We start from the raw sequence: 24,132 nt of genomic DNA on the forward strand, positions 1-24,132 counted from the left end.
CAGCCTAGTCGGCGCGCGGGGCGGAGCGTTCCGCCGCGGCCGCCCCGTGCGGTTGCGCGCCGGCCGCCCCGTGCGGTTGCGCGCCGCCCGCACGGGGCGGCCGCACCGTGCCCCTGCGGCCCCCGCCGCCCGGCTCCGCGGGGGCGCCCACAAGGGCGGCCGTACGGGGCCCCACGCCCAGGGCCAGGGCGGCCCGCAAATCCGCCTCCGTGTCCACGTCCCGGCGCACGGAATCCACCCCGGTCAGCCCGATCTCCCGCGCCCCCGAGTCCCGGTGCCGGGCGCGCGAATGTCCTTCGAACGCCGGCGCCAATTCCATTCCCGGCGCCGCCGCCAGCAGTGTCGTTCCGATTCCCGCCGCGTCCGCGAGAAATGCGCGGGGGAATTCCGTCGCGGAATCGAGGACCCGGCCCAGTTCCGCCGGGCGCAGGGCGGGAAGGTCCGCGTTCAGGGTCGCCACGGCGGCGCCCGCCCGCCCGGCCCGTACGGTGCGCGCCCCGTGCGCAAGGGCGCCGTTCAGGCCGCCCGGCCCCCCGGGTTCGGCCAGGACGCGCGCCCCGAGGGCGGTGAGCTCGGCCCCGGCCAGCGGATCGTCCGTGACGACCACCACATCCCGTACCGCCGCACAGGCCAGTGCCGCGGCCACGGTGTCCACGGCGAACGCCAGCGCGAGCGCGGCACGGGGCCCCTCCCCGGGCCCGGTGCCGAGACGGCTCTTGGCCAGGGCCAGCGGCTTCACCGGCACCACCAGCGTCCAGACCACATCCGCCCCCTCTCTTCGCATCCGCCTCATTGTCACCCGCTGCCGCAGCCGCCCGCGGAGCGCGGGGTTACGGTGTTCTCGACAGACCGGGGACCTGGGGCGACACTTGTGCGGCCTCCGGGTTCAGCACAGCTCCAAGGTCCCAAGAGAAGGGTGTCCGAGTGTCCCGCCACAGAATCGGCTTCTGGTACCGCTTTACGGCGGTGTTGGCTAAACCGCCGCTCGTGGTTCTGTTCAAGCGGGACTGGCGGGGAATGGAGCACATTCCTGCCGACGGCGGTTTTATTACCGCCGTCAACCACAACTCGTATCTCGACCCGCTCTCCTACGCCCACTACCAGTACAACACCGGGCGCGTCCCCCGCTTCCTGGCCAAGGCCGCCCTGTTCAAGGGCAGCTTCGTCGGCGCCGTCCTGCGCGGCACGGGGCAGATCCCCGTCTACCGGGAGTCGGCCGACGCCGCAGCCGCCTTCAAGGCCGCCGTCGAGGCCATCAACAAGGGCGAGTGCGTGGCCTTCTACCCCGAGGGCACCCTCACCCGCGACCCCGGCATGTGGCCCATGGAGGGCAAGACCGGCGCCGCCCGCGTCGCGCTCCTCACCCGCGCACCGGTCATCCCGGTCGCCCAGTGGGGCGCCAACGAGGCCATGCCGCCGTACGCCAAGGAGAACAAGCTCCGGCTCTTCCCCCGCAAGACGCTCAAGGTGATGGCCGGCCCGCCCGTCGACCTCTCCGCGTACTACGACAAGGAGCCCACCGCGGACGTCCTGCGCGCCGCGACCGACGACATCATGGCCTCCATCACCGCCCTCCTCGCCGAACTGCGCGGCGAGCCGGCCCCCGCCGAGCCGTACAACCCGAAGAAGGCCCGCGCCGCGGCCCGCCGCAAGGCCCAGGAGGACGAGAAGTGACGCGCTGCGCCGTCTACGGCACCGGTTCCTGGGGGACCGCCTTCGCCATGGTCCTCGCGGACGCCGGCTGCGAGGTCACCATGTGGGGGCGGCGCGCCGCCCTCGTGGAGGCCGTCAACACCACCCGCACCAACCCCGACTACCTCCCGGGCGTCGAGCTCCCGCGCTCCGTGCGGGCCACCACCGACCCCGCCGAAGCCGCACGGGGCGCCGAATTCACCGTTCTCGCGGTGCCCTCCCAGACGCTGCGCGGCAACCTCGCCGCGTGGGCGCCCCTGCTGCCCGCGGACACCGTCCTCGTCTCCCTGATGAAGGGCGTCGAGCTGGGCACCGCCAAGCGCATGAGCGAGGTCATCGAGGAGGTCGCCAAGGTCTCCGCCGACCAGGTGGCCGTCCTGACCGGCCCCAACCTCGCCAAGGAGATCGCCGCGCGGCAGCCCGCCGCCGCCGTCGTCGCCTGCCGCGACGAGTCCGTGGCCAAGCGCCTCCAGGCCGCCTGCCACACCGCCTACTTCCGCCCGTACACCAACACCGACGTGGTCGGCTGCGAGCTCGGCGGCGCCGTCAAGAACGTCATCGCCCTCGCCGTCGGCATCGCCGACGGCATGGGGCTCGGCGACAACGCCAAGGCCTCCCTCATCACCCGCGGCCTGGCCGAGACCACCCGGCTGGGCCTGGCCATGGGCGCCGACGCGCACACCTTCGCCGGCCTCGCCGGCATGGGGGACCTCGTCGCCACCTGCGCCTCCCCGCTCTCCCGTAACCGCACTTTTGGCGCGAGCCTCGGCCGCGGCATGACCCTTTCGGAGACCATCGCGGTCACCAAGCAGACCGCCGAGGGCGTCAAGTCCTGCGAGTCGGTCCTGGATCTGGCGCGGCGCCACGGAGTCGACATGCCGATCACGGAGACCGTGGTGGAGATCGTGCACGAGGGCAAGCCGCCGCTGGTGGCCCTCAAGGAGCTGATGTCGCGCAGCGCCAAGGCCGAGCGGCACTGACGCCGCCCGCACCACGAGGTAGTCTCGTCGCGATATGAGCAGCGAGATCACCCCCCAGAGCCCTGGCCGGAAGCCGCGTGTGGCGGTCGTCTTCGGCGGCCGCAGTTCCGAGCACGCCATTTCCGTGGTCACCGCCGGCGCCGTGCTGCGCGCCATCGACCGCACGAAGTACGACGTGCTGCCGATCGGCATCACCACGGACGGCCGTTGGGCCCTCACCGCCGACGACCCCGAGCGGATGGCCATCGCCGACCGCGCGCTGCCGAGCGTCGCGCAGCTCGCCCAGTCGCCCGACGGCTCCGTCGTCCTGCCGGTCGACCCCTCCGACCGCGAGCTCGTCTACACGGAGCCGGGCACGATGCCCAAGGCGCTGGGCGAGGTCGACGTGGTCTTCCCCGTCCTGCACGGCCCCTACGGGGAGGACGGCACCCTCCAGGGCATGCTGGAGCTCTCCGGCATCCCCTACGTGGGCGCCGGAGTGCTCGCCTCGGCCGTCGGCCAGGACAAGGAGTACATGAAGCGCGTCTTCGTCTCCTTCGGCCTGCCCGTCGGCCCGTACGAGGTCGTCCGCCCCCGCGAGTGGGACACCGACCCGGCCGCCGCCCGGAAGAAGATCGTCGACTTCGCCGGCGAGCACGGCTGGCCCGTCTTCATCAAGCCCGCCCGCGCCGGCTCCTCCATGGGCATCACCAAGGTCGACGACGTCTCCGGCCTGGACGAGGCCGTGGCCGAGGCGCGCCGCCACGACCCGAAGATCCTGGTCGAGTCGCTGCTGCGGGGCCGGGAGATCGAGTGCGGCGTCCTGGAGTTCGAGGACGGGCCGCGCGCCAGCGTCCCCGCCGAGATCCCCCCGGTCACCGCCCACGACTTCTACGACTTCGAGGCGAAGTACATCGACTCCGCCACCGGTCTCGTCCCCGCGCCGCTGACGCCGCAGGAGACGGCGAAGGTGCAGGAGCTCGCCGTGCAGGCCTTCGACGCCGCCTCGTGCGAGGGCCTCGTGCGCGCGGACTTCTTCCTCACCGAGGACGGCGAGTTCGTCATCAACGAGATCAACACCCTGCCGGGCTTCACGCCGATCTCCATGTACCCCCGCATGTGGCAGGAGAGCGGCGTCGGCTACACCGAGCTGATCGACCGCCTCATCCAGGCGGCGCTGCGCCGGCCCACGGGCCTGCGCTAGACGACCCCCACCGGGATCGTCTTCGCGACGGCGCCGGCGAGATCGGTGAGCGCACCGAGATCGCCGGCCTCGCCGACGACCTTCCTCGGCAGCGTCACCTCCACGAACGCCTCCCGCAGGGTGGTCGTGCAGCGGACGCTGCCGTCCGGCCGCCGCTCCGGCAGCCAGTCCACACCGTCGATCTCCACCGAGTCCGCGGCGGGGTTGTAGTGTTCGGAACCGGGCTTGATGATCTCGGGACGCTCCACCCCGCAGCGCAGGGCGATCGCGGGATCACCCCACACGGCGGTGAAGTCCGAGACGGGGCCGGCGGTGCGCCGCTGCTTCCCGTCCACGGTCTTCGGCAGCTCCTTGTGCAGGGCCCGGCAGAGCCCGGCCGCCCGCGCCGACGGCGTGGGGACCGCGACCGCGGGACCCTCCGCGCCGCCCGACGGCGAGCAGCCGGCGGCCGCGCACAGCACGACGACAGCGGACAGGCCGAAGGGCCGGCGGAGGGAAGACTTCACCGGGCGAGCATACGGGGGAGCTAGAGATGGACGACCGGGCAGGTCAGTGTGCGGGTGATGCCCTCCACTGCCTGGATCCTGGCCACCACCATGCGGCCGAGCTCGTCCACGGTCTCGGCCTGGGCGCGCACGATCACGTCGTACGGACCGGTCACGTCCTCGGCCTGGATCACCCCCGAGATCTTCGAGATGACTTCGGCCACGGTCGACGCCTTGCCGACCTCGGTCTGGATCAGGATGTACGCCTGTACCACGGAACCTCCAGGGCGGCTACGAGGATCATGTGGGGAGAAGAGACGCCACGGTACCGCGTCGCCGCACGGCGCGGGGAGACCCGCGCTGCCTGCGCGGCGCGGCGTATGTCACAACCGATACTCCTAGGAGGAGCTCAGTGAAAGGCACCGTGGGCGAGTTGGGGGAGTTCGGGCTCATCAGAGAGCTTACTTCCCGGCTCACCACCACCCCTGCGGTCCGGCTCGGGCCGGGTGACGACGCCGCGGTGGTGGCTGCGCCCGACCGGAGGGTCGTGGCCAGTACGGATGTGCTCCTGGAGGGGCGGCACTTCCGCCGCGACTGGTCGACCGCCTACGACGTCGGGCGCAAGGCCGCCGCGCAGAACCTCGCCGACATCGCGGCGATGGGCGCGGTGCCGACCGCGATCCTGCTCGGCCTGGTCGTCCCCGCCGAACTCCCCGCCACCTGGCCGACCGAGCTGATGGACGGCATCCGCGACGAGTGCCAGGTCGCCGGTGCGGCGGTCGTCGGCGGCGACGTGGTGCGCGGCGAGATCATCACCGTCGCCATCACGGCCCTCGGTGACCTGCGCAACCACGAGCCGGTCACCCGCTCCGGCGCACAGCCCGGGGACATCGTCGCGGTCACCGGGTGGCTGGGCTGGTCCGCGGCCGGACTCGCGGTGCTCGTCCGCGGCTTCCGCTCGCCCCGCGCCTTCGTCGAGGCCCACCGGCGCCCCGAACCGCCGTACCACGCGGGCCCCGCGGCGGCGGGTCTCGGCGCCACCGCGATGACGGACGTCAGCGACGGCCTCATCGCCGACCTCGGCCACATCGCCGAGGCCAGCAAGGTCCGCATCGACCTGCACACGGCGGCCATCGACGTGCCCACCCAGATGTCGGACATCGGCCAGGCCGTCGGCGTCGACCCGCTGCAGTGGGTGCTGACCGGGGGAGAGGACCACGCGATCGTCGCGACGTTCCCGCCGGACGTGAAGCTGCCCGCCCGCTGGAAGGTCATCGGCGAGGTCGTCAGCCCCTCCGCCCTGCCCCAGGTCACCGTGGACGGGGCCCCGTGGGACAAGGCCGGCGGGTGGGACCACTTCGGGGAGCTGGAGCCGGGGGAGCAGCACGGGGCGGGGCCCCACGGGCCGCACGGGGCGGCGCTGTAGATTCGGCCCCATGCCGATACCCCCACGCGTACTGACCGTCGCCGGATCCGACTCCGGCGGCGGTGCGGGCATCCAGGCCGACCTCAAGACCATGCTCGCCCTCGGCGTGCACGGCATGAGCGTGGTCACGGCGGTGACCGCACAGAACTCCCGCGGCGTGCAGGGGGCCTGGGAGCTGCCCGCGGAGGCCGTACGGGCCCAGTACCGCAGCGTCGTCGACGACATCGGCGTCCAGGCCGTGAAGACCGGCATGCTCGCCTCGGAGGAGCTCGTGCGGACCGTCGCCGAGCTCCTGGCGGGCACCGCCGCCCCCGTGGTCGTGGACCCGGTGGGCATCTCCAAGCACGGCGACGCCCTGCTCGCCGCCTCCGCCCTGGACGCGGTCCGCACGAAGCTGCTGCCCGCGGCCACCGTCGCCACCCCCAACCTCGACGAGGTCGCGTGGCTCACGGGCCTGCGGGTCGCCTCGGAGGACGGCATGCGCCGTGCGGCGGACGCCGTCCTCGCGTACGGGCCCCGGTGGGCGCTCATCAAGGGCGGGCACCTGGAGGGGGACGCACTGGACCTCCTCACGGACGGCGCCGAGGAGCACTGGCTGCGGGCCCCGCGCCACGACAACCGGCACACGCACGGGACGGGGTGCACGCTGGCGAGCGCCATCGCCTCCGGGCTCGCCAAGGGGCACACGGTGCCGGAAGCGGTGGCGGCCGCCAAGGACTACGTCACCGGCGCCATCGCGGCCGGCTTCCCCCTGGGGGACGGCATCGGGCCGGTCGACCACGCATGGCGGTGGCGTTCTTAGAGCATGGGGCGGGGCCCCCTTAAGCGCATGGGGCGGGGCCCCGGCAAGCGTGCCGCGAGCAGATACGGCAAGAAGCCGGCCCACCGTGAGGTGGACCGGCTTTCAAGGCAACCAGATGGGCAGCGCCACGACGTGAGACGTCACAGCGAGACCGGCTCGCCCCCGCTCGCGCGGGGGACAGCACTCGCTTAGCGCGAGACCTTGTCGGCCTTGATGCACGAGGTGCAGACGTTGAGCCGCTTCGGCGTCCCACCGACCACAGCACGCACCCGCTGGATGTTGGGGTTCCAACGGCGGGGGGTACGGCGGTGCGAGTGCGAAATAGCGTTGCCGAAGCCCGGCCCCTTGCCGCAGACGTCGCAGTTGGCAGCCACGGGTTACTCCAAAGACGGGTCACCCCCGCTCACGCGGAGACGACAGGCACGTACGGAAAATCCCTGCGTGCCGAAATCTGTAGTGACCGGCATTACCAGGGGGATGGCCTGATTCTCATCAGGCAACCGGAGCAGCATACAACGGCTGCTCCCGTTCGACGAAACTACCATGGCTGCCCGGGCTGTGACCTGTCCGACCTGTCTGACCTGTCCCGTCCCCCCGTCCCCCCCGGCCGACCGCCCGCCCTCCCTCCGGGCCGTGCCCCGGGACTAGTCTGCGATCACCGCTCCACCGCCCCCGGGAGTCCGAGGAGGACACACGTGCCGCACCCGCTGGACGCCTCCGCGGTACGCACCTGGTGCGCACTGGCTCTCGACGCCCTGGGGCGGGCCCGCGAGGAGATCGACGCCATCAACGTCTATCCCGTCCCGGACGGCGACACCGGCACGAACCTGTACCTGACCGCCGAATCCGCCGCCAGGGCCGTCGACGCCGTCTTCGACGGCCACGCCACCACGGGCCCCGCCTCCCGCCCCACGCTCCCCGACGCCGTCCGCGCCATGGCCCACGGCGCCCTCATAGGCGCCCGCGGCAACTCCGGCACGATCCTGGCCCAGCTCCTGCGCGGCATGGCGGAGGTCCTGGCGGGGGGCGGGGAGCCGCGCCCCGCCCCCTCCCGCACGGGGCGCCCCGCCGACGACGCCGAGCTGCTGCGGCGCGCCCTGCGGCGGGCCGTGGAATCCGCGTACGAAGGCGTCGCCCGCCCCGTCGAGGGCACCATCCTCACCGTCGCCGCGGCCGCCGCCGACGCCGCCGCAGCGGCGCGGGGCGACTGCGCCGCCGTGGCCCGCGCCGCAGACGAGGCGGCCCGCTCCGCCCTCGCGATGACCCCCGGCCAGCTCGACGCCCTCGGCCGGGCCGGAGTCGTCGACGCCGGCGGCCTCGGCCTCGTGGAGGTGATCGGCGCGCTCGCCAGGGCCCTGTCCGGGGAGGCCCTCCCGCGCGGCACGCGCGCGTGGACGCGCCCCGCCCCCGTACCGCCGCAGCCCGCCGCACCGGCACACGGCCCCGCGCCCTGCCCCGCCACCGCCCCCGGCGGCACCTCGCCCGCCTTCGAGGTCATCTACCTCCTGGACGCCGACGACACCGCCGTCCCCCGCCTGCGCACCCGGCTCGACGCCCTCGGCGACTCCCTCGTCGTCGTCGGCGGCGACGGCCTGTGGAACGTCCACGTCCACGTGGACGACGCCGGAGCCGCCGTCGAGGCCGGCATCGAAGCGGGGCGCCCCCACCGCATCCGCATCACCCACTTCGCCGGAGCCGCCGCAGAAGCAGCCGCCGCAGCCCCGGCAGGCGACCCCGGCCGCACCCGCGAGCCCGCCCGGCGCGCCGTCGTCGCGGTCGTCCCCGGCGAAGGGCTTGCCGGGCTGTGCACGGACGCCGGCGCCACCGTCGTCGCGGCCCGCCCCGGGGAGCCCCCCGCCAGCGGAGAGCTCGTCGACGCCATCCGGCGCGCCAACGCCCGCGAGGTCGTCCTGCTCCCCAACGACCCCGAACTGCAGCACACCGCGGCCGCCGCGGCCGAGCAGGCCCGCGCCGCGGGCGTCCGCGTCGCCCTCATCCCGACCCGCGCCGCCGTCCAGGGCATCGCCGCGCTCGCCGTCCACGAGCCCGCACGCCGCTTCGACGAGGACGTCGTCGCGATGACCTCCGCCGCCGGAGCCACCCGCTACGCCGAGCTCGCCGTCGCCGAACGGCAGGCCTGGACCATGGCCGGCGTCTGCCAGGCGGGCGACGTGCTCGGCCTCATCGACGGCGACGTGGCCGTCATCGGCTCCGACCTCGCCGCCACCGCCGCGACCGTCCTGGACCGCATGCTGGCCGCGGGCGGCGAAATGGTCACCCTCGTCCTCGGCGCGGACGTCCCCGACGCCGTAGCCGACCGCCTGGAGCGGCACGTACGGGGCGGCCACCTCGCCGTCGACACGGTGGTCTACCGGGGCGGACAGCAGTCGCCGCCGCTGCTCATCGGCATCGAGTGACGTCGAACGAGACGCCGAACGAGACATCGGACGGGCACCGAATGACACCGTCTGTCAGTGCCGTGGTGTGCAATGGGACGCGTGCCAGCGCTTTACGAACCCTTGAAGAAGATCCTCGGCGGCAGCACCGCGAAGGTGATGGCCGAGCACCTCGACCTGCACACGGCCGGCGATCTGCTGCACCACTACCCGCGTCGCTACGCCGAGCGCGGTGAGCTGACGCGCCTGGCCGACCTGCCGCTGGACGAGCACGTCACCGTCGTCGCCCAGGTCGCCAAGGCCGCCATGAAGACGTTCAACCACGGAAAGGGCGTCCGCCTGGAGGTCGTCGTCACCGACGGCAGCGGCTCCCTGACCCTCGTCTTCTTCGGCCGCGGCGCCTATGCGCGGGAGAAGGAGCTGATCCCCGGCCGCCGCGGCATGTTCGCCGGCAAGGTCTCGGTCTTCAACCGCACCCGCCAGCTCCTCCACCCCGACTACGAGCTCCTGGACCGCGACAGCGGGGCCGACGCCGCAGAGGCCTTCGCCGGCCGCCTCCTGCCGATCTACCCCGCCTGCAAGCAGTTCCAGTCCTGGAAGCTCACCAAGGCCGTCGACACCCTGCTGGACCTGTTCGAGGCCGAGCAGTGGCAGGGCCTCACCGACCCGCTGCCCCCCTCGCTGCGCGACGGCCGAGGCCTGGCCGAGCTCCCCGACGCCTTCCGCAAGGTCCACCGGCCCCGCACCAAGGCCGACATCGAGGACGCCAGGGCACGCCTGAAGTGGGACGAGGCGTTCGTCCTCCAGGTCGCCCTCGCCCGTCGCCGGCACGCCGACTCCCAGCTGCCGGCCGTGGCCCGAAAGCCCGTGGCGGGCGGCATCCTCGACGCTTTCGACGCCAAGCTGCCCTTCACGCTCACCGAGGGCCAGCGCACCGTCTCCGCGGAGATCTTCGACGACCTGGCCACCGAGCACCCCATGCACCGCCTCCTGCAGGGAGAGGTCGGATCGGGTAAAACCATGGTGGCCCTGCGCGCCATGCTCGGCGTCGTCGACGCCGGCGGCCAGGCCGCCATGCTCGCCCCCACCGAAGTGCTCGCCCAGCAGCACCACCGGTCGGTCACCGAGATGATGGGCGAGCTGGCCGAGGGCGGCATGCTCGGCGGCGCCGAGCAGGGCACCAAGGTCGTGCTGCTCACCGGCTCCATGGGGACGGCCGCCCGGCGGCAGGCGCTGCTCGACCTCGTCACGGGCGAGGCCGGCATCGTCATCGGCACCCACGCCCTCATCGAGGACAAGGTGCAGTTCCACGACCTCGGCCTGGTCGTGGTCGACGAGCAGCACCGCTTCGGCGTCGAGCAGCGCGACGCCCTGCGCTCCAAGGGGAAGCAACCGCCGCACCTCCTGGTGATGACCGCGACCCCGATCCCGCGGACCGTCGCCATGACCGTCTTCGGCGACCTGGAGACCTCCGTCCTTGACCAGCTGCCGGCCGGCCGCTCGCCCATCGCCACCCACGTGGTGCCCGCCAAGGACAAGCCCCACTTCCTGGCGCGCACCTGGGAGCGCGTGCGCGAGGAGATCGAGGGCGGCCACCAGGCCTACGTGGTCTGCCCCCGCATCGGCGACGACCTGGCCGAGGAGGGCGAAGCCGGGACGCCCGTGAAGGGCGCCGCGAAGAGCGCCGTCAAGAGCGCCTCCAAGGACGGGACGGGAGACGAGGCCGGGCAGGCCGCGGCGCAGGGCGACGGCGAGCGGCGCCCGCCCCTCGCCGTCCTGGACGTCGCCGCGCAGCTCGCCAAGGGCCCCCTGAGCGGGCTGCGCGTGGAGGTGCTGCACGGCCGCATGCAGCCCGACGCCAAGGACGACGTGATGCGCCGCTTCGCCGCCGGCGAGGTGGACGTCCTGGTGGCCACGACCGTCATCGAGGTCGGCGTGAACGTGCCCAACTCCACCGTCATGGTGATCATGGACGCGGACCGGTTCGGCGTCTCCCAGCTCCACCAGCTGCGCGGCCGCGTGGGGCGCGGCTCGGCCCCGGGCCTGTGCCTGCTGGTCACCGACGCCCCGGAGGCGAGCCCGTCCCGCGCCCGCCTCGCCGCCGTCGCCGGCACCCTGGACGGCTTCGAGCTCTCCCGCATCGACCTCGAACAGCGCCGCGAGGGCGACGTCCTCGGCCAGGCCCAGTCGGGCGTCCGCTCGTCCCTGCGCATGCTCACCGTCATCGACGACGAGGAGGTCATCGCAGCCGCCCGGGAGGAGGCCGCGGCCGTCGTCGCCGCCGACCCCGAGCTGGAGGCGCTGCCCGACCTGCGCACCGCGCTGGACGCCCTGCTGGACGAGGAGCGGGAGCAGTACCTGGACAAGGGCTGAGCGCGTCCGTCCGGCCACGGGGCGGGCGCCCGCGCCGGAGGCCACCGCGGAGGCGCCCGGCGGGCTCCGACGCCCTAGGCTGAAGGGGCGGCGCCCCGGCCGGCCGTCAGGCCTGTCGCAGCCCCGCCGCACCCGTCAGACCTCCACACCACACACCGCACACCGTCGCGAAGGACCGAGGACCCCATGACCCGCGTGATCGCCGGCATCGCCGGCGGACGCCGCCTGGCCGTGCCGCCCGGCACCGGCACCCGCCCGACCTCCGACCGGGCGCGCGAGGGCCTGTTCTCCACCCTGGAGTCCCTGCTGGGCACCCTCCACGGCACCCGCGTCCTGGACCTGTACGGGGGCTCGGGCGCGGTCGGCCTGGAGGCGCTCTCACGCGGCGCCGCGCACGTCCTGCTGGTGGAGGCCGACGCCCGCGCGACGCGCACCATCCGCGAGAACGTCCGCACGCTCGGGCTGCCCGGAGCCGAGGTCCGCTCCGGCAAGGCCGAGCAGATCGCGGCGGGCCCGCCCCCCGCGGCCCCCTACGACGTGGTCTTCCTCGACCCGCCCTACGCCGTCACCGACGAGGCGCTCCGCGAGATTCTCCTCACACTCCGTGCCGGGGGGTGGCTTGCGGACGAGGCGCTGGTCACCGTGGAGCGCAGCACCAGAGGCGGGGAATTCCCCTGGCCGGACGGTTTCCAGGCACTGAGGGCCCGTCGCTACGGCGAGGGGACGCTTTGGTACGGTCGCGCCGCCTCGACGTGCGCCGAAGAGACTTCTCCCCGCGCGTCATGAATGGACCGGAGAGCGAGGAGACACCGTTGCGCCGCGCCGTCTGTCCGGGGTCGTTCGACCCCGTCACCAATGGACACCTCGACATCATCGCCCGCGCTTCCAGGCTGTACGACGTCGTCCACGTCGCAGTGATGATCAACCAGTCGAAGAAGGGCCTGTTCACGGTCGACGAGCGGATAGACCTGCTCCGCCAGGTCACCGCCGAGTACGGCAACGTGCAGGTGGAGTCCTTCCACGGCCTCCTCGTCGACTTCTGCAAGCAGCGCGACATCCCCGCCATCGTCAAGGGCCTGCGGGCGGTCAGCGACTTCGACTACGAGCTGCAGATGGCCCAGATGAACAACGGGCTCTCGGGCGTCGAGACCCTGTTCGTCCCGACCAACCCGACGTACAGCTTCCTGTCGTCCAGCCTGGTCAAGGAGGTCGCTGCCTGGGGCGGCGACGTCTCCCACCTGGTCCCGCCGCTGGTGCTGGAAGCACTCACCGAACGGCTCGGCGAGCGCTGACACCCCGCCCCTCCCGGCAGCTGTCGGGCGGAGGCCGACTGCCCGTACAGTCGACCCCGTTCGTGTCGTCCGGCAGAAGAAAGTGGCGAGCGCCAGGTGGACGTCCAGAAGAAGCTCGACGAGATCGTCACGACCGTCACCGGCGCCCGGTCCATGCCGATGTCCGCCTCCTGCGTGGTCAACCGCGCCGAGCTGCTCGCCCTGCTCGAGGAGCTCCGCGCCGGACTGCCCGGCTCGCTCGCCCGCGCGCAGGAGCTCATCGGCGACCGCGAGCAGCTGGTCGCCCAGGCCCGTGAGGAGGCCGAGCGGATCATCGAGTCCGCGCGCGCCCACCGCGGATCGCTGATCTCCGACACCGAGGTCGCCCGGCAGTCCCAGGAGGAGGCCGACCGGATCCTCGCCGAGGCCCGCCGGCAGGCCGAGGAGATCCGCGCCGAAGCCGACGACTACGTCGACAGCAAGCTCGCCAACTTCGAGGTCGTCCTCACCAAGACCATCGGCTCCGTCGGCCGGGGCCGCGAGAAGCTGCTGGGCCGCGCGGACGGGGACGGCGGTCACGGGGGGCAGTACGCAGACGGGGGCGCCGGGGACGCCCCGGAGCCCAGCTCCGACCCCCGCGTCCAGCGTCAGCAGGCCGACGCCTACGTCGACGCGAAGCTCGGCGCCGTCTCGGCGGTCCTGAGCAAGACGCTGGAGGCGGTCGGCCGCGGCCGCGAAAAGCTCCTCGGCGTCCGCCCGGCCGACGAGCTGGGTGCCCACATGGCCGCCCAGGACGGCTTCCACGCCGCCCGCCCCACCAGCGACGCCGACTTCCTCGCGGGCCTGGCCGTGCCCCAGGCGCAGGCCGCCCCGGAGCCCGCCACCGCGCCCCATGCAGCGCCCCATGCAGCGCCCCACGCGGGCTACGACGGCTACTACGAGCCGCAGGGCTACGGAGCCGACCCGTACGTCTACCAGCAGCAGTACGAGGCGGACGGCTCCCACGGGCAGCAGGCCGACCCGTACGCGGTCCAAGGCGGCTACCACCAGGCCGACCCCTACGCCTGGCCTGCTCCGGCCCCGGGCGAGGGCTACGGCGCCCAGGGCGGCGGCTACGTGCCCCAGCAGCAACAGCCCGCTCAGCATCAGCCCGCACCGGACCGGTCCGCACAGGACCGGCCCCAGGCGGGCGGAACGCTGGACGAGACGAGCCTCTTCGACACGTCGATGATCGACCTGGAGCAGCTCCGCCGTTACGAACAGGGCCGCTGACCGGCGCCGTACGACGGCCGATTGGGTCTACGGCGACCCGTCCAGTATCCTGGCTCTTCGGTCGCGTGTGCATTCGCGATCTCGGCTGCCCTCATCGCATGCGTCACCGCATACGGCTCCGGGCCGCCGTCACCGCAGCGTAGAAAGCAGGAAGCCCTGAACGCCCGCCTCGATCACCGTTCCCCTCTCGTGTTCGACACACGCGAGCTGGGTCGGCGTCCCGGTGCGCTGAAGAGGGTCTCCCGCTCCGTCCCGGCCCCCGATCACCTCGGTATCGAGGTCATCTCCGTGGCCGAGGGCGCGACCGTCGAGCTCGACCTCCGACTGGAGTCGGTCATGGAAGGGGTGCTTGTCACAGGCACCGCCCGTGCACCGCTCACCGGGGAGTGCGTAAGGTGTCTGGAGCCGCTCGAGCGTGAGCTCGAAGTGGACTTCCAGGAGATGTACTCCTACCCCGACGCCGATGACCGGAGCCGCCCCGCGGATACCGGCGACGACGCCGAGGAAGACGAAGAGGACATGCTCTTTCTCGAGGCCGACTTGCTCGACCTCGAACCCGTGCTGCGCGACGCGGTGGTGCTCGCACTGCCGCTGCAGCCGGTGTGCCAGGACGACTGCCCCGGCCTGTGCTCCGAGTGCGGAGCGCGGCTGGCGGACGACCCGGACCACCATCACGAGACCGTCGACATTCGTTGGGCGGCACTGCAGGGACTCGCCGGTTCCGACCAGGACGGCGAGAAGGACAACGCACCCCGCTCCGTCGGGGATGACTCACAGGAGAAGTAGCCGTGGCTGTTCCGAAGCGGAAGATGTCGCGCAGCAACACGCGCCACCGCCGGTCGCAGTGGAAGGCTGCGGTCACCCCCCTGGTGGCGTGCGAGCGCTGCCACGAGCCGAAGCAGCAGCACATCGCGTGCCCGAGCTGCGGCACCTACAACAAGCGCCAGGTCCTCGAGGTCTGATCGGCGGGTGACAGGCTCCATGTCAGACGCCACTACGCCGAAGAGGGCGCCGGCGGACACGGCCTCGTCTCACACGCTTCTGGAAGGGCGGCTCGGGTACAGACTCGAGACCGCCCTTCTGGTGCGTGCGCTGACCCACCGTTCCTACGCGTACGAGAACGGCGGCCTGCCGACCAACGAGCGCCTGGAGTTCCTCGGGGACTCCGTCCTGGGCCTCGTGGTCACGGACACGCTCTACCGCATCCACCCCGACCTGCCCGAGGGCCAGCTGGCCAAGCTGCGGGCCGCGGTGGTCAACTCCCGTGCACTGGCGGAGGTGGGCCGTGGGCTCGACCTCGGCTCCTTCATCCGGCTCGGCCGCGGTGAAGAGGGCACGGGCGGCCGCAACAAGGCGTCCATCCTCGCGGACACCCTGGAAGCGGTGATCGGTGCGGTCTATCTCGACCAGGGTCTCGAGGCTGCTGCCGAGCTGGTTCACCGGCTCTTCGATCCGCTGATCGAGAAGTCCTCGAACCTCGGCGCCGGCCTGGACTGGAAGACCAGCCTCCAGGAGCTGACCGCGACGGAGGGGCTCGGCGTGCCCGAGTACCTGGTCTCCGAGACCGGTCCCGACCACGAGAAGACCTTCACGGCTGCTGCCCGCGTCGGTGGTGTCGCGTACGGCACCGGCACCGGCCGCAGCAAGAAGGAAGCGGAGCAGCAGGCGGCGGAAGCCGCCTGGCGCGCCATCCACGACGCGGCGGAGGCTCGCGCAGCCGCCGCCGCAAAGGCCGAGGCTGCACAGAAGGCCGAAGCCGTGGACAAGGCGGAGGCCGCAAAGGCCGAAGCCGCGGAGCAGGCCGGGGTCGAGACGACCGAGGCCGACGCCGCATCCTGACGCACACGTCCCCGAACGCCGGGCGGCCCTGACTCCAGGGGCGCCCGGCGTTCGGCGACCGTGCCGGCGCGCGCCGCGCAGTGCCGGTGCCAAGGCGCCGCAGCACGCAGCACCGCAGCACCGCAGTATCGAAGCATCGACCGCAGCATCCGCGGGGTCCGCCACATCCGGGCGGCGCCCGCGAGCCCTTCCCGGAGGAGCACCGTGCCCGAACTGCCCGAGGTCGAGGTCGTCCGGCGCGGGCTGGCGCAGTGGGCCTGCGGCCGCACCGTGGCCGACGTCCAGGTGCTGCACCCCCGGGCGATCCGGCGCCACCTCGCCGGCCCCGAGGACTTCGCCGCCCAGCTGGCCGGCCGCCGCCTCGGCGTGGCCCGGCGGCGCGGCAAGTACCTCTGGCTGCCGCTGGAGACGGAAGGCCCCACGACCCCCGACCGGGCGATCCTCGCCCACCTCGGCATGAGCGGCCAGCTCCTCGTCCAGCCGCACGAGGCCCCCGACGAGAAGCACCTGCGCATCCGCATCCGGTTCGACGACACCGCCGGCACGGAGCTGCGCTTCGTCGACCAGCGCACCTTCGGCGGGCTCTCCCTGCACGACACGGTGCCCGGCGACCCCGAGGGGCTCCCCGACGTCATCGCGCACATCGCCCGCGACCCGCTCGACCCCGCCTTCGACGACGAGGCCTTCCACGCCGCGCTGCGCCGGCGCCGTACGACGCTCAAGCGGGCCCTGCTCGACCAGTCGCTCATCAGCGGGGTCGGCAACATCTACGCCGACGAGGCGCTGTGGCGCTCCCGGCTGCACTACGACCGGCCCACCGCGACCCTGACCAGGCCGCGCAGCGCCGAGCTGCTCACGCACATCCGCGAGGTCATGAACGAGGCTCTCGCCGTCGGCGGCACCAGCTTCGACAGCCTCTACGTCAACGTGAACGGCGAGTCCGGCTACTTCGACCGCTCGCTGGACGCGTACGGGCGCGAGGACGAGCCGTGCCGCCGCTGCGGTACGGCCATGCGCCGCCGCCCCTGGATGAACCGTTCCAGCTACTTCTGCCCGCGCTGCCAGCGCCCCCCGCGCCCGCGCGCCGCGTAGCCGTTTCCCGCGCCGGGCAGCACCCCAGGACGCCCTCTTACGCCCCGCGCTCCGCGTCGTACGTCTCCTGGGCCGCGAGGATCTCCGGCATGCGCTCTTCCAGCAGTCCGATCAGTCCCATGAGGCGGTCAGCGACGTCCTGGCCCAGCGGCGTGAGCGCGTAGTCCACGCGGGGCGGGTTGGTCGGCTGTGCCTCCCGGTGCACCAGGCCGTCGCGCTCCAGCGCGTGCAGCGTCTGGGACAGCATCTTCTCGCTCACACCGTCGACCCTGCGGCGCAGCTCGTTGAAGCGCAGCGTGCACTCGTACAGGGCCACGACCGTCAGCCCGCCCCATCGCCCCGTGACGTGCTCCAGGGTGCCGCGCGAGGGGCAGGAACGGGCGAACACGTCGAAGGGGAGGTCCGGGTCCATGGCCGCAAGCATACTCCCGCACAGCGCTAACGCCTGGATTGCGCTTTCGAAAAGTTAGTGCTTTCCTTCTGGTCGTGCCGCTCGGCACACACCGCTGTGCCGCCCGGCATGCACTCGCCCATTGGAGGCCCCCATGACCGCCGCCCTGCCCCAGCCCGTCGTCTCCGTCGCCTACCACTCCGGCTTCGGCCACACTGCCGTCCTCGCCGAGGCCGTCCGCGACGGCGCCGCCGACACCGGCGCGACCGTTCACCTGGTCAAGGTCGACGAGATGACGGACGCCGAGTGGGCGCAGCTCGACGCCTCCGACGCGATCGTCTTCGGCTCGCCCACGTACATGGGCACCGCCAGCGCCGCCTTCCACGCCTTCGCCCAGCAGACCTCCGGCCGCTGGGCCGACCGAGCCTGGCAGGACAAGATCGCCGCGGGGTTCACCAACTCCGCCTCCAAGAGCGGCGACAAGCTCGCCACCCTGCAGTACCTCTCGCTCCTGGGCGCGCAGCACGGCATGCACTGGGTGGGCCTCGGCCTGCTGCCCGGCTGGAACAGCTCGGTGGCCTCCGAGAACGACCTCAACCGTCTCGGGTTCTTCCTCGGCGCAGCGGCGCAGAGCAACGCCGACCAGGGCACCGAGGGCGTCCACAAGGCGGACATCCTGACCGCCGAGCACCTCGGCGCGCGGGTGGCCGAGGCCGCCCGGGTCGCGGTCGCCGGCCGCGCCGCACTCTGATCCGCCGGATCGCCCCCACGAGGCGTCAGACGCCGCATGGGGCGGGCCTCGCCGCGCACCGTGCGGCGGTCAGTAACCGAAGTCCTGCGTCCACCAGGGGCCGCTCGCGCTGGTGTTCAGCCCGATGCCCAGGGTGCGGTAGTCGCGGTTGAGGATGTTCGCCCGGTGGCCTGCGCTGTGCATCCAGGCGTCCATCACGGCGCGGGCGTCCGGGTGGCCGCGGGCGATGTTCTCCCCGCCGAGGTTCCGGATGCCGTGCCTGGCGGCCCGGTCCCAGGGCGTGCGGCCGTCCGGGTCCGTGTGGTTGAAGAATCCACGCCGCGCCATGTCGTCGCTGAACGCCTGCGCGAGCCCCGTCAGCCGGGCGCTGGCCTTCAGAGGCCGGAGGCCCGCCTTGGCCCGCTCCTGATTGACCAGGACGAGCAACTGCCGCGCCACCGACGGGTACAGAGAAGCCTGATCGGCCGTCTGCTGTTCCTGTCCGGCAGGCTGTGCGTGGTCGGCGACCCGGGTCCGCCCCTGGGCCTGGGCCTGGGCTTGCGCCTGGGCTTGAGCTTGGGCATGGGGCGCCGGAGCTGCACCTTCCCGGCCCGGAGCGTCGGCGGCCTGCGCGTCGCCGGAGCCGCCGCCCGGCCCCGTACCCCCTTCGCCGGGTGTATCGCCGGTTCCCTGCGACCCCGGAGCCGCATCGGCAGGTGCTGCCGACGGGCCGGACGGGGAGGAAGCGCCGACGGGCACTGCGGTGTCCCCATGCGGTGCGGGAGGCCGTTCGGCGTTGCGGCTCACGTGCGACTGGCCACGGCCGGACGACCCTGCGTCGGGCCGCGTGAACTCGGTGACGGGCGGCTCTTCGGTCCGCACCTGCCCGCCGCCGTGGCCGTCGTTGCCGAGCTGGAGGGTGCCCCCGCCGGAGAACAGGCCGGAGGTCATCGCGACCACGCCCATGGCCATGGCGGCGGACGCACCCAGCAGCCCCGTACGCACCGGGGCCTTCGGCCGGGCACGCGGCCGCCGGGGATCGGGGGGCCATTCCCCGGCCGTGGCGCCGGGATCGTCGGAGGGGTGCGGGGCGGAGGCGCCGCTCGTCCTCCCGGCCTGCGGGGGAGCGGGGACGGGGCTGCCTGCGGTCCTGGGGGCAGAGCGTCGGTGGCGACCCATCCGCTGCCTTCCTTACGTGTTCGGCTCGGTGTGCGTCACTCGTACGGGGAGGGGAGACCTATCGAGCGGCGACTGTACGGCAATAGACGAGGGGTCGAAGTGCTGATTATGCAATTGGCCGGTTAGCGTGCAGACATGAACGAGAATGTCCGTCTCACGGCGTGGGTCCGTGGACATGTGCAAGGTGTCGGCTTCCGGTGGTTCACGCGGGAGAACGCTTTGCGCATCGGAGCACTCGCCGGCTTCGCGTCGAATCTGGCCGACGGCCGGGTCCAGGTCGTGGCGGAGGGCCCGCGCGAGGGGTGCGAACTTCTGCTCGATTGGCTGCGGGCGGGCGACACGCCCGGGCGGGTGGAAGGGGTCACCGAGATCTGGGGTGCCCCGCGGGGCGGTTATGACGGGTTCGAGATCCGCTGACCATAACGGTTCGGAAAACGGGAAATCGTCCGGGAGTGCGTGCGCGGGGGCCGTGAAGAACGGGGGCCGAGGGTCACGATGACCTTAGTGATATGCCTTTGGCATATGCGCGGGAGAGAAATTCCCTGATGGTTGCCAAGACGGTCCCGGCGTGGAAGGCTGCGAGGCAACGGATGATCTCCACGCCCCTTCGGGCCCCGGCCGTGTCGGCGCCGCGCATTGACCGCCGCGCCCCCCGGGACGCCCGCGGATACGGGGTGTGATCGTGTTGACCGTCAAACTTTTTGGTGAGACTCTGGAAGCCCCGCGCACCTTAGCTGTTTGGCATTGAGCACTGCAGTAGCGATGGCAGACACCGCGGGTGCGAATCCCTCACGACCCACACCGCTTCGGTCGGTCACTCAGTGTGGAGGACCATCCATCATGGCAAAGGCGCTTCTCGGTTACGTCGGCGGCTCCGACCCCCGAGTCCTCGCCGAGATGCGACGGCTTCAGCAGCGTGTCCAGGACCTCGAATCCGAGCTCATCCGGATGCAGGCCGAGAATGACGCGCTGTCTGCCGCCGCTCACCACGGCGACTCGCTGCTCGACAGCATCGACGTTTCCAAGGCGGAGCCTGCGCTCGCCTGACCAGAGGCCCTGCCCCGGGGGCCGGTCGGGCTGCACTGTCAGCCGCTTGAGAGTTGCAAGGGACGCTTCGGCGTCCCTTCGTCATTTCCGATCATCGTATCGTCGCGGTGATTCCCAGTGATTGCGGCTATTTTTTCCCACTTTTCGGTGCGTCCTTAACGACTGATGTGCCCTGCCCCTTCCCAGGTGAAACCAATTGAAGGGCGCGGCACGCCAGCATGCCGTCCGGGGCGGTCCCGGGAGAGGCCCGGCCGGTAGAGTCCTACCGCGTGCACCTCAAGAGCCTGACCCTGCGGGGGTTCAAATCCTTCGCCTCCGCGACGACCCTGCGCTTCGAGCCCGGGATCACCTGCGTCGTGGGGCCCAACGGCTCCGGCAAGTCCAATGTCGTCGACGCCCTGTCCTGGGTCATGGGCGAGCAGGGGGCCAAGTCCCTGCGCGGCGGCAAGATGGAAGACGTGATCTTCGCCGGGACGACCGGCCGCCCGCCGCTGGGCCGCGCCGAGGTCTCCCTCACGATCGACAACTCCGACGGAGCCCTGCCGATCGACTACTCCGAGGTCACCATCACGCGGATCATGTTCCGCAACGGCGGCAGCGAGTACCAGCTCAACGGCGACACCTGCCGGCTCCTCGACATCCAGGAACTGCTCTCGGACTCCGGCATCGGCCGCGAGATGCACGTCATCGTCGGCCAGGGCCAGCTCGACTCCGTGCTGCACGCCGACCCCGCGGGCCGCCGCGCCTTCATCGAGGAGGCCGCGGGCGTCCTCAAGCACCGCAAGCGCAAGGAGAAGGCGCTGCGGAAGCTCGATGCGATGCGCGCGAACCTCGCCCGCGTCCAGGACCTCACCGACGAGCTCCGCAGGCAGCTCAAGCCGCTCGGCCGGCAGGCGGCCGTCGCGCGCCGTGCCGCCGTCATCCAGGCCGATCTGCGCGACGCCCGCCTGCGGCTTCTCGCCGACGACCTCGTCACCCTCCGGGAGGCGCTGCGGGCCGAGCTCGCCGACGAGGCCGCCCTCAAGGCCCGCAAGGACGGCGCCGAGGCCGAGCTGAAGGCCGCCCTGCAGCGTGAAGCGGCCCTGGAGGAGCAGGTGCGCACGCTCGCACCGCGCCTGGCCGCCGCCCAGCAGAACTGGTACGAGCTCTCGCGCCTCGCCGAGCGCGTGCGCGGCACGATCGGGCTCGCCGATGCCCGTGTCACCAGCGCCACCTCCGCCCCCGCCGAGGAGCGGCGCGGCCGCGAACCGGAGGACCTGGAGCGCGAGGCGGCCCGCGTCCGCGAGCAGGAAGCCGAACTGGAGGCCGCCCTGGAGGCGGCGAGCCGGGCCCTGGAGGACACCACCGAGCACCGTGCGGCCCTGGAGCGGCAGCTGGCGGACGAAGAGCGCCGCCTGCGTGACGCCGCCCGCGCCATCGCCGACCACCGTGAGGAGCTCGCCCGGCTTCAGGGCCGCGTCACCGCCGCTCGCGGCCGGGCGGCCTCCGCGCAGGCCGAGATCGACCGGCTGGCCGCCGCCCGTGACGAGGCCCGGGAGCGGGCGGCCGCCGCCCAGGAGGAGTACGAGCGACAGCAGGCCGAGGTCGAGGGGCTCGACGCGGGGGATGCCGAGCTGGCCGGCCGGCACGAGGCCGCCAAGCAGGAACTCGCCGCCGCGGAGGCCGCGCTGACCGAGGCGCGCGAGGAGGCCACCGCCACCGAGCGCCGCCGCGCGGCGACCGGCGCACGCCGCGACGCGCTCGCCCTGGGCCTGCGCCGCAAGGACGGCACGGGGGCGCTGCTGGCGGCGCAGGATCGTTTGTCCGGGCTGCTGGGCCCGGCGGCCGAGCTGCTGACCGTCTCCCCCGGCTACGAACTGCCCGTCGCGGCGGCCCTGGGCGCCGCGGCTGACGCACTCGCCGTCACCGACACCGCCACGGCGGCCGAGGCACTGCGGCTGCTGCGCAAGCAGGACGCGGGGCGGGCGGCGCTCGTCGTGGCGCGGGGCCTGGAGCGCGGCGCGGCGGCGGCCTCCGCGGCGGGCCCCGTGCAGCCGCCCGCACGGGGCGGAGTGAACACCGCCTCATGCGGCTCCCGCCCCGCCTCATGCGGACCCCGCCCCGCCCTCGAACTCGTCGACGGGCCCGCCCCCGTCCTCGATGCCGTGCGCGTGCTCCTGCGCGACGTCGTGGTCGTCCCGACGCTGGAGGACGCCGAGGAACTGGTCGGCGAACGGCCCGGAGCCGTCGCCGTCACCGCCGAGGGCGACCTGCTCGGGGCCCACTTCGCGCAGGGCGGCTCCGGAGGCGCGCCGAGCCTCCTGGAGGTCCAGGCCGCCGTCGACGAGGCCACCGCCGAACTGGCCGACCTGGACGCACGGTGCGACGGCCTGCAGGCGGCCCAGCACGCCGCGGCCGCACGGCGCGCGGAGTGCGCCGCCCGCGTAGAGGAACTGGCCTCCGTGCGCAGCGCGGCCGACCGGGAGAAGTCCCAGGTCGCCCAGGCCCTCGGGCGGCTCTCCGGGCAGGCGCGCGCGGCGGCCGACGAGGCCGGGCGGACGGCCGCGGCCGTGGCCCGTGCAGAGGAAGCCCTCGCGCGGGCCGGCGAGGAGGCCGAGGAGCTGGCCGAGCGCCTGGCCGTCGCCGAGGAGTCCGCCCCGGCCGAGGGCGACGGGGAGCCCGACACCTCCGTACGGGACCGGCTCGCCGCGGACGGCGCCAACGCCCGGCAGACCGAGATGGAGGCGCGCCTCCAGGTCCGTACGCACGAGGAGCGCGTCAAGGCCCTCGCGGGACGGGCGGACGGCCTGGACCGGGCGGCCCGTGCCGAGCGCGAGGCGCGGGCCCGTGCGGAGCGGCGCCGCGCCAGGCTGCAGCACGAGGCCCGCGTCGCCGCGGCCGTCGCGTCGGGGGCCCGGCAGCTCCTCGCGCACGTCGAGGTCTCCCTCGTGCGCGCCGACGAGGAGAAGCGGAGCGCCGAGGAGGCGAAGGGCGCCCGGGAGCGCGAGCTGGCGGCCGAACGCAACCGGGGCCGCGAGCTGAAGAGCGAGCTGGACAAGCTCACCGACACGGTGCACAAGGGCGAGGTGCTCGGGGCGGAGAAGCGGCTGCGCATCGAGCAGCTGGAGGCCAGGGCCCTGGAGGAGCTCGGCGTCGAACCCGCGGGCCTGGTCGCGGAGTACGGGCCGGACCAGCCCGTACCGCCGTCCCCGCCGGCCGAGGGCGAGGAGCTGCCGGAGGACCCGGAGCACCCCAGGAACCGCCCCGTGCGGTACGTACGGGCGGAGCAGGAGAAGCGGCTCCGTGCCGCCGAGCGCGCCTATCAGCAGCTGGGCAAGGTCAATCCGCTGGCGCTGGAGGAGTTCGCGGCGCTGGAGGAGCGGCACAAGTTCCTCTCCGAGCAGCTGGAGGACCTCAAGAAGACCCGCAGCGACCTGCTTCAGGTCGTCAAGGACGTCGACAAGCGCGTCGAAGAGGTCTTCACGGAGGCGTACCGGGACACGGCCCGGGAGTTCGAAGGCGTCTTCTCCCGCCTCTTCCCCGGCGGCGAGGGGCGGCTCGTCCTCACCGACCCGGACGACATGCTGGCCACCGGCGTGGACGTCGAGGCGCGGCCGCCGGGCAAGAAGGTCAAGCGCCTGTCGCTGCTGTCGGGCGGGGAGCGCTCGCTGACCGCGGTGGCGCTGCTGGTCGCGATCTTCAAGGCGCGGCCGAGCCCGTTCTACGTGATGGACGAGGTCGAGGCGGCGCTGGACGACACCAACCTCCAGCGGCTGATCGGGATCATGAAGGAGCTCCAGGAAAGCTCGCAGCTGATCGTGATCACGCACCAGAAGCGGACGATGGAGGTCGCCGACGCGCTCTACGGCGTCTCCATGCAGGGTGACGGCGTCTCGAAGGTGATCAGTCAGCGACTGCGTTGATCTTGTAATCGCGCGGTAACGCCTTCACTTCTTCAAGTGTTGAACTCAACGCGTGAGAAGCCTCCTGGAAAC

The 24,132-nt window shown here is 72.9% G+C and carries 24 protein-coding genes; 18 read left to right on the forward strand and 6 right to left on the reverse strand.

The window, feature by feature from the left end; genetic code table 11:
* Nucleotides 1-4 precede the first annotated feature (4 nt).
* Nucleotides 5-784, reverse strand: coding sequence for a 2-phospho-L-lactate guanylyltransferase (cofC, locus tag FGW37_RS23245; RefSeq protein ID WP_425506582.1), 780 nt, complete (start codon nucleotides 782-784; stop codon nucleotides 5-7).
* Nucleotides 785-924: 140 nt separating this feature from the next.
* Between cofC and FGW37_RS23250 the strand changes: the two genes are divergently transcribed.
* The 3 genes from FGW37_RS23250 to FGW37_RS23260 are packed head-to-tail and all read left to right on the forward strand — an operon-like array spanning nucleotide 925 to nucleotide 3,855.
* Nucleotides 925-1,674, forward strand: a complete 750-nt coding sequence (locus tag FGW37_RS23250) for a lysophospholipid acyltransferase family protein (protein WP_179082815.1) — start codon at nucleotides 925-927, stop codon at nucleotides 1,672-1,674.
* The gene (locus FGW37_RS23255; RefSeq protein ID WP_179082816.1) at nucleotides 1,671-2,672 is read left to right on the forward strand and encodes an NAD(P)H-dependent glycerol-3-phosphate dehydrogenase; all 1,002 of its coding nucleotides are present in this window, start codon (nucleotides 1,671-1,673) and stop codon (nucleotides 2,670-2,672) included. The genes FGW37_RS23250 and FGW37_RS23255 overlap by 4 nt, the downstream gene beginning before the upstream one ends.
* 34 nt (nucleotides 2,673-2,706) lie before the next feature.
* Nucleotides 2,707-3,855, forward strand: coding sequence for a D-alanine--D-alanine ligase family protein (locus FGW37_RS23260; protein WP_179082817.1), 1,149 nt, complete (start codon nucleotides 2,707-2,709; stop codon nucleotides 3,853-3,855).
* Here the strand turns inward: FGW37_RS23260 and FGW37_RS23265 are convergent.
* Nucleotides 3,852-4,361, reverse strand: a complete 510-nt coding sequence (locus tag FGW37_RS23265; protein WP_179082818.1) for a DUF3515 domain-containing protein — start codon at nucleotides 4,359-4,361, stop codon at nucleotides 3,852-3,854. The two genes, FGW37_RS23260 and FGW37_RS23265, sit on opposite strands and share 4 nt — an antisense overlap.
* Nucleotides 4,362-4,381: 20 nt before the next feature.
* Complete coding sequence (locus FGW37_RS23270) at nucleotides 4,382-4,615, reverse strand: Lrp/AsnC family transcriptional regulator (protein WP_030369306.1); 234 nt, start codon at nucleotides 4,613-4,615, stop codon at nucleotides 4,382-4,384.
* A gap of 137 nt (nucleotides 4,616-4,752) precedes the next feature.
* Between FGW37_RS23270 and FGW37_RS23275 the strand changes: the two genes are divergently transcribed.
* Together FGW37_RS23275 and thiD are read left to right on the forward strand one after the other, a co-directional pair.
* On the forward strand, nucleotides 4,753-5,766 hold the full coding sequence (locus FGW37_RS23275; protein WP_179082819.1) for a thiamine-phosphate kinase: 1,014 nt from the start codon (nucleotides 4,753-4,755) through the stop codon (nucleotides 5,764-5,766).
* Between the two features lie 10 nt (nucleotides 5,767-5,776).
* A complete protein-coding gene (gene thiD / locus FGW37_RS23280; RefSeq protein ID WP_179082820.1) occupies nucleotides 5,777-6,568 on the forward strand; it encodes a bifunctional hydroxymethylpyrimidine kinase/phosphomethylpyrimidine kinase in 792 nt (263 codons plus the stop codon).
* Nucleotides 6,569-6,756: 188 nt separating this feature from the next.
* Here thiD and rpmB read toward each other — a convergent pair whose 3' ends face one another.
* Nucleotides 6,757-6,942, reverse strand: coding sequence for a 50S ribosomal protein L28 (gene rpmB, locus FGW37_RS23285; protein WP_078660562.1), 186 nt, complete (start codon nucleotides 6,940-6,942; stop codon nucleotides 6,757-6,759).
* A gap of 321 nt (nucleotides 6,943-7,263) precedes the next feature.
* Between rpmB and FGW37_RS23290 the strand changes: the two genes are divergently transcribed.
* From FGW37_RS23290 to mutM, 9 genes are all read left to right on the forward strand, one after another.
* Complete coding sequence (locus FGW37_RS23290; protein WP_179082821.1) at nucleotides 7,264-8,985, forward strand: DAK2 domain-containing protein; 1,722 nt, start codon at nucleotides 7,264-7,266, stop codon at nucleotides 8,983-8,985.
* Nucleotides 8,986-9,057: 72 nt separating this feature from the next.
* A complete protein-coding gene (gene recG / locus FGW37_RS23295; RefSeq protein WP_179082822.1) occupies nucleotides 9,058-11,337 on the forward strand; it encodes an ATP-dependent DNA helicase RecG in 2,280 nt (759 codons plus the stop codon).
* Between the two features lie 186 nt (nucleotides 11,338-11,523).
* The gene (gene rsmD, locus FGW37_RS23300) at nucleotides 11,524-12,123 is read left to right on the forward strand and encodes a 16S rRNA (guanine(966)-N(2))-methyltransferase RsmD (protein ID WP_179082823.1); all 600 of its coding nucleotides are present in this window, start codon (nucleotides 11,524-11,526) and stop codon (nucleotides 12,121-12,123) included.
* A gap of 26 nt (nucleotides 12,124-12,149) precedes the next feature.
* Nucleotides 12,150-12,629, forward strand: a complete 480-nt coding sequence (coaD, locus tag FGW37_RS23305) for a pantetheine-phosphate adenylyltransferase (RefSeq protein ID WP_179082824.1) — start codon at nucleotides 12,150-12,152, stop codon at nucleotides 12,627-12,629.
* Between the two features lie 96 nt (nucleotides 12,630-12,725).
* Nucleotides 12,726-13,880 carry a F0F1 ATP synthase subunit B gene (locus FGW37_RS23310; protein ID WP_179082825.1) on the forward strand — a complete coding sequence of 385 codons (1,155 nt, stop codon included), beginning with the start codon at nucleotides 12,726-12,728 and terminating at the stop codon, nucleotides 13,878-13,880.
* Nucleotides 13,881-14,069: 189 nt separating this feature from the next.
* Nucleotides 14,070-14,666, forward strand: a complete 597-nt coding sequence (locus FGW37_RS23315; RefSeq protein WP_179082826.1) for a YceD family protein — start codon at nucleotides 14,070-14,072, stop codon at nucleotides 14,664-14,666.
* 2 nt (nucleotides 14,667-14,668) lie between these two features.
* On the forward strand, nucleotides 14,669-14,842 hold the full coding sequence (gene rpmF / locus FGW37_RS23320) for a 50S ribosomal protein L32 (protein WP_015657589.1): 174 nt from the start codon (nucleotides 14,669-14,671) through the stop codon (nucleotides 14,840-14,842).
* Nucleotides 14,843-14,861: 19 nt separating this feature from the next.
* Nucleotides 14,862-15,719: a ribonuclease III gene (rnc, locus tag FGW37_RS23325; protein ID WP_179082827.1), complete on the forward strand. Its 858-nt coding sequence runs from the start codon at nucleotides 14,862-14,864 to the stop codon at nucleotides 15,717-15,719.
* A gap of 204 nt (nucleotides 15,720-15,923) precedes the next feature.
* Nucleotides 15,924-16,811, forward strand: a complete 888-nt coding sequence (gene mutM / locus FGW37_RS23330; protein ID WP_179082828.1) for a bifunctional DNA-formamidopyrimidine glycosylase/DNA-(apurinic or apyrimidinic site) lyase — start codon at nucleotides 15,924-15,926, stop codon at nucleotides 16,809-16,811.
* A gap of 37 nt (nucleotides 16,812-16,848) precedes the next feature.
* On the opposite strand, the gene FGW37_RS23335 is transcribed toward mutM, so the two are convergent.
* Complete coding sequence (locus FGW37_RS23335; RefSeq protein ID WP_179082829.1) at nucleotides 16,849-17,223, reverse strand: winged helix-turn-helix transcriptional regulator; 375 nt, start codon at nucleotides 17,221-17,223, stop codon at nucleotides 16,849-16,851.
* Nucleotides 17,224-17,356: 133 nt separating this feature from the next.
* Here FGW37_RS23335 and FGW37_RS23340 point away from each other — a divergent pair, with 133 nt between their 5' ends.
* Nucleotides 17,357-17,953, forward strand: a complete 597-nt coding sequence (locus tag FGW37_RS23340) for a flavodoxin family protein (RefSeq protein ID WP_179082830.1) — start codon at nucleotides 17,357-17,359, stop codon at nucleotides 17,951-17,953.
* A 69-nt stretch (nucleotides 17,954-18,022) separates the two neighbouring features.
* Here the strand turns inward: FGW37_RS23340 and FGW37_RS23345 are convergent, their stop codons facing one another.
* A complete protein-coding gene (locus tag FGW37_RS23345; RefSeq protein ID WP_246430516.1) occupies nucleotides 18,023-18,937 on the reverse strand; it encodes a CAP domain-containing protein in 915 nt (304 codons plus the stop codon).
* A 309-nt stretch (nucleotides 18,938-19,246) separates the two neighbouring features.
* On the opposite strand from FGW37_RS23345, the gene FGW37_RS23350 reads away from it, so the two are divergent.
* From FGW37_RS23350 to smc, 3 genes are all read left to right on the forward strand, one after another.
* Nucleotides 19,247-19,528 carry an acylphosphatase gene (locus FGW37_RS23350; protein ID WP_179082832.1) on the forward strand — a complete coding sequence of 94 codons (282 nt, stop codon included), beginning with the start codon at nucleotides 19,247-19,249 and terminating at the stop codon, nucleotides 19,526-19,528.
* Between the two features lie 423 nt (nucleotides 19,529-19,951).
* The gene (locus tag FGW37_RS23355; protein ID WP_030369319.1) at nucleotides 19,952-20,158 is read left to right on the forward strand and encodes a hypothetical protein; all 207 of its coding nucleotides are present in this window, start codon (nucleotides 19,952-19,954) and stop codon (nucleotides 20,156-20,158) included.
* 269 nt (nucleotides 20,159-20,427) lie between these two features.
* Nucleotides 20,428-24,060, forward strand: coding sequence for a chromosome segregation protein SMC (gene smc, locus FGW37_RS23360; RefSeq protein WP_179082833.1), 3,633 nt, complete (start codon nucleotides 20,428-20,430; stop codon nucleotides 24,058-24,060).
* The last annotated feature ends 72 nt before the right edge of the window (nucleotides 24,061-24,132 follow it).

The sequence above is a fragment of the Streptomyces rectiverticillatus genome, assembly GCF_013394065.1.
In the GTDB taxonomy this organism is placed as follows: domain Bacteria; phylum Actinomycetota; class Actinomycetes; order Streptomycetales; family Streptomycetaceae; genus Streptomyces; species Streptomyces rectiverticillatus.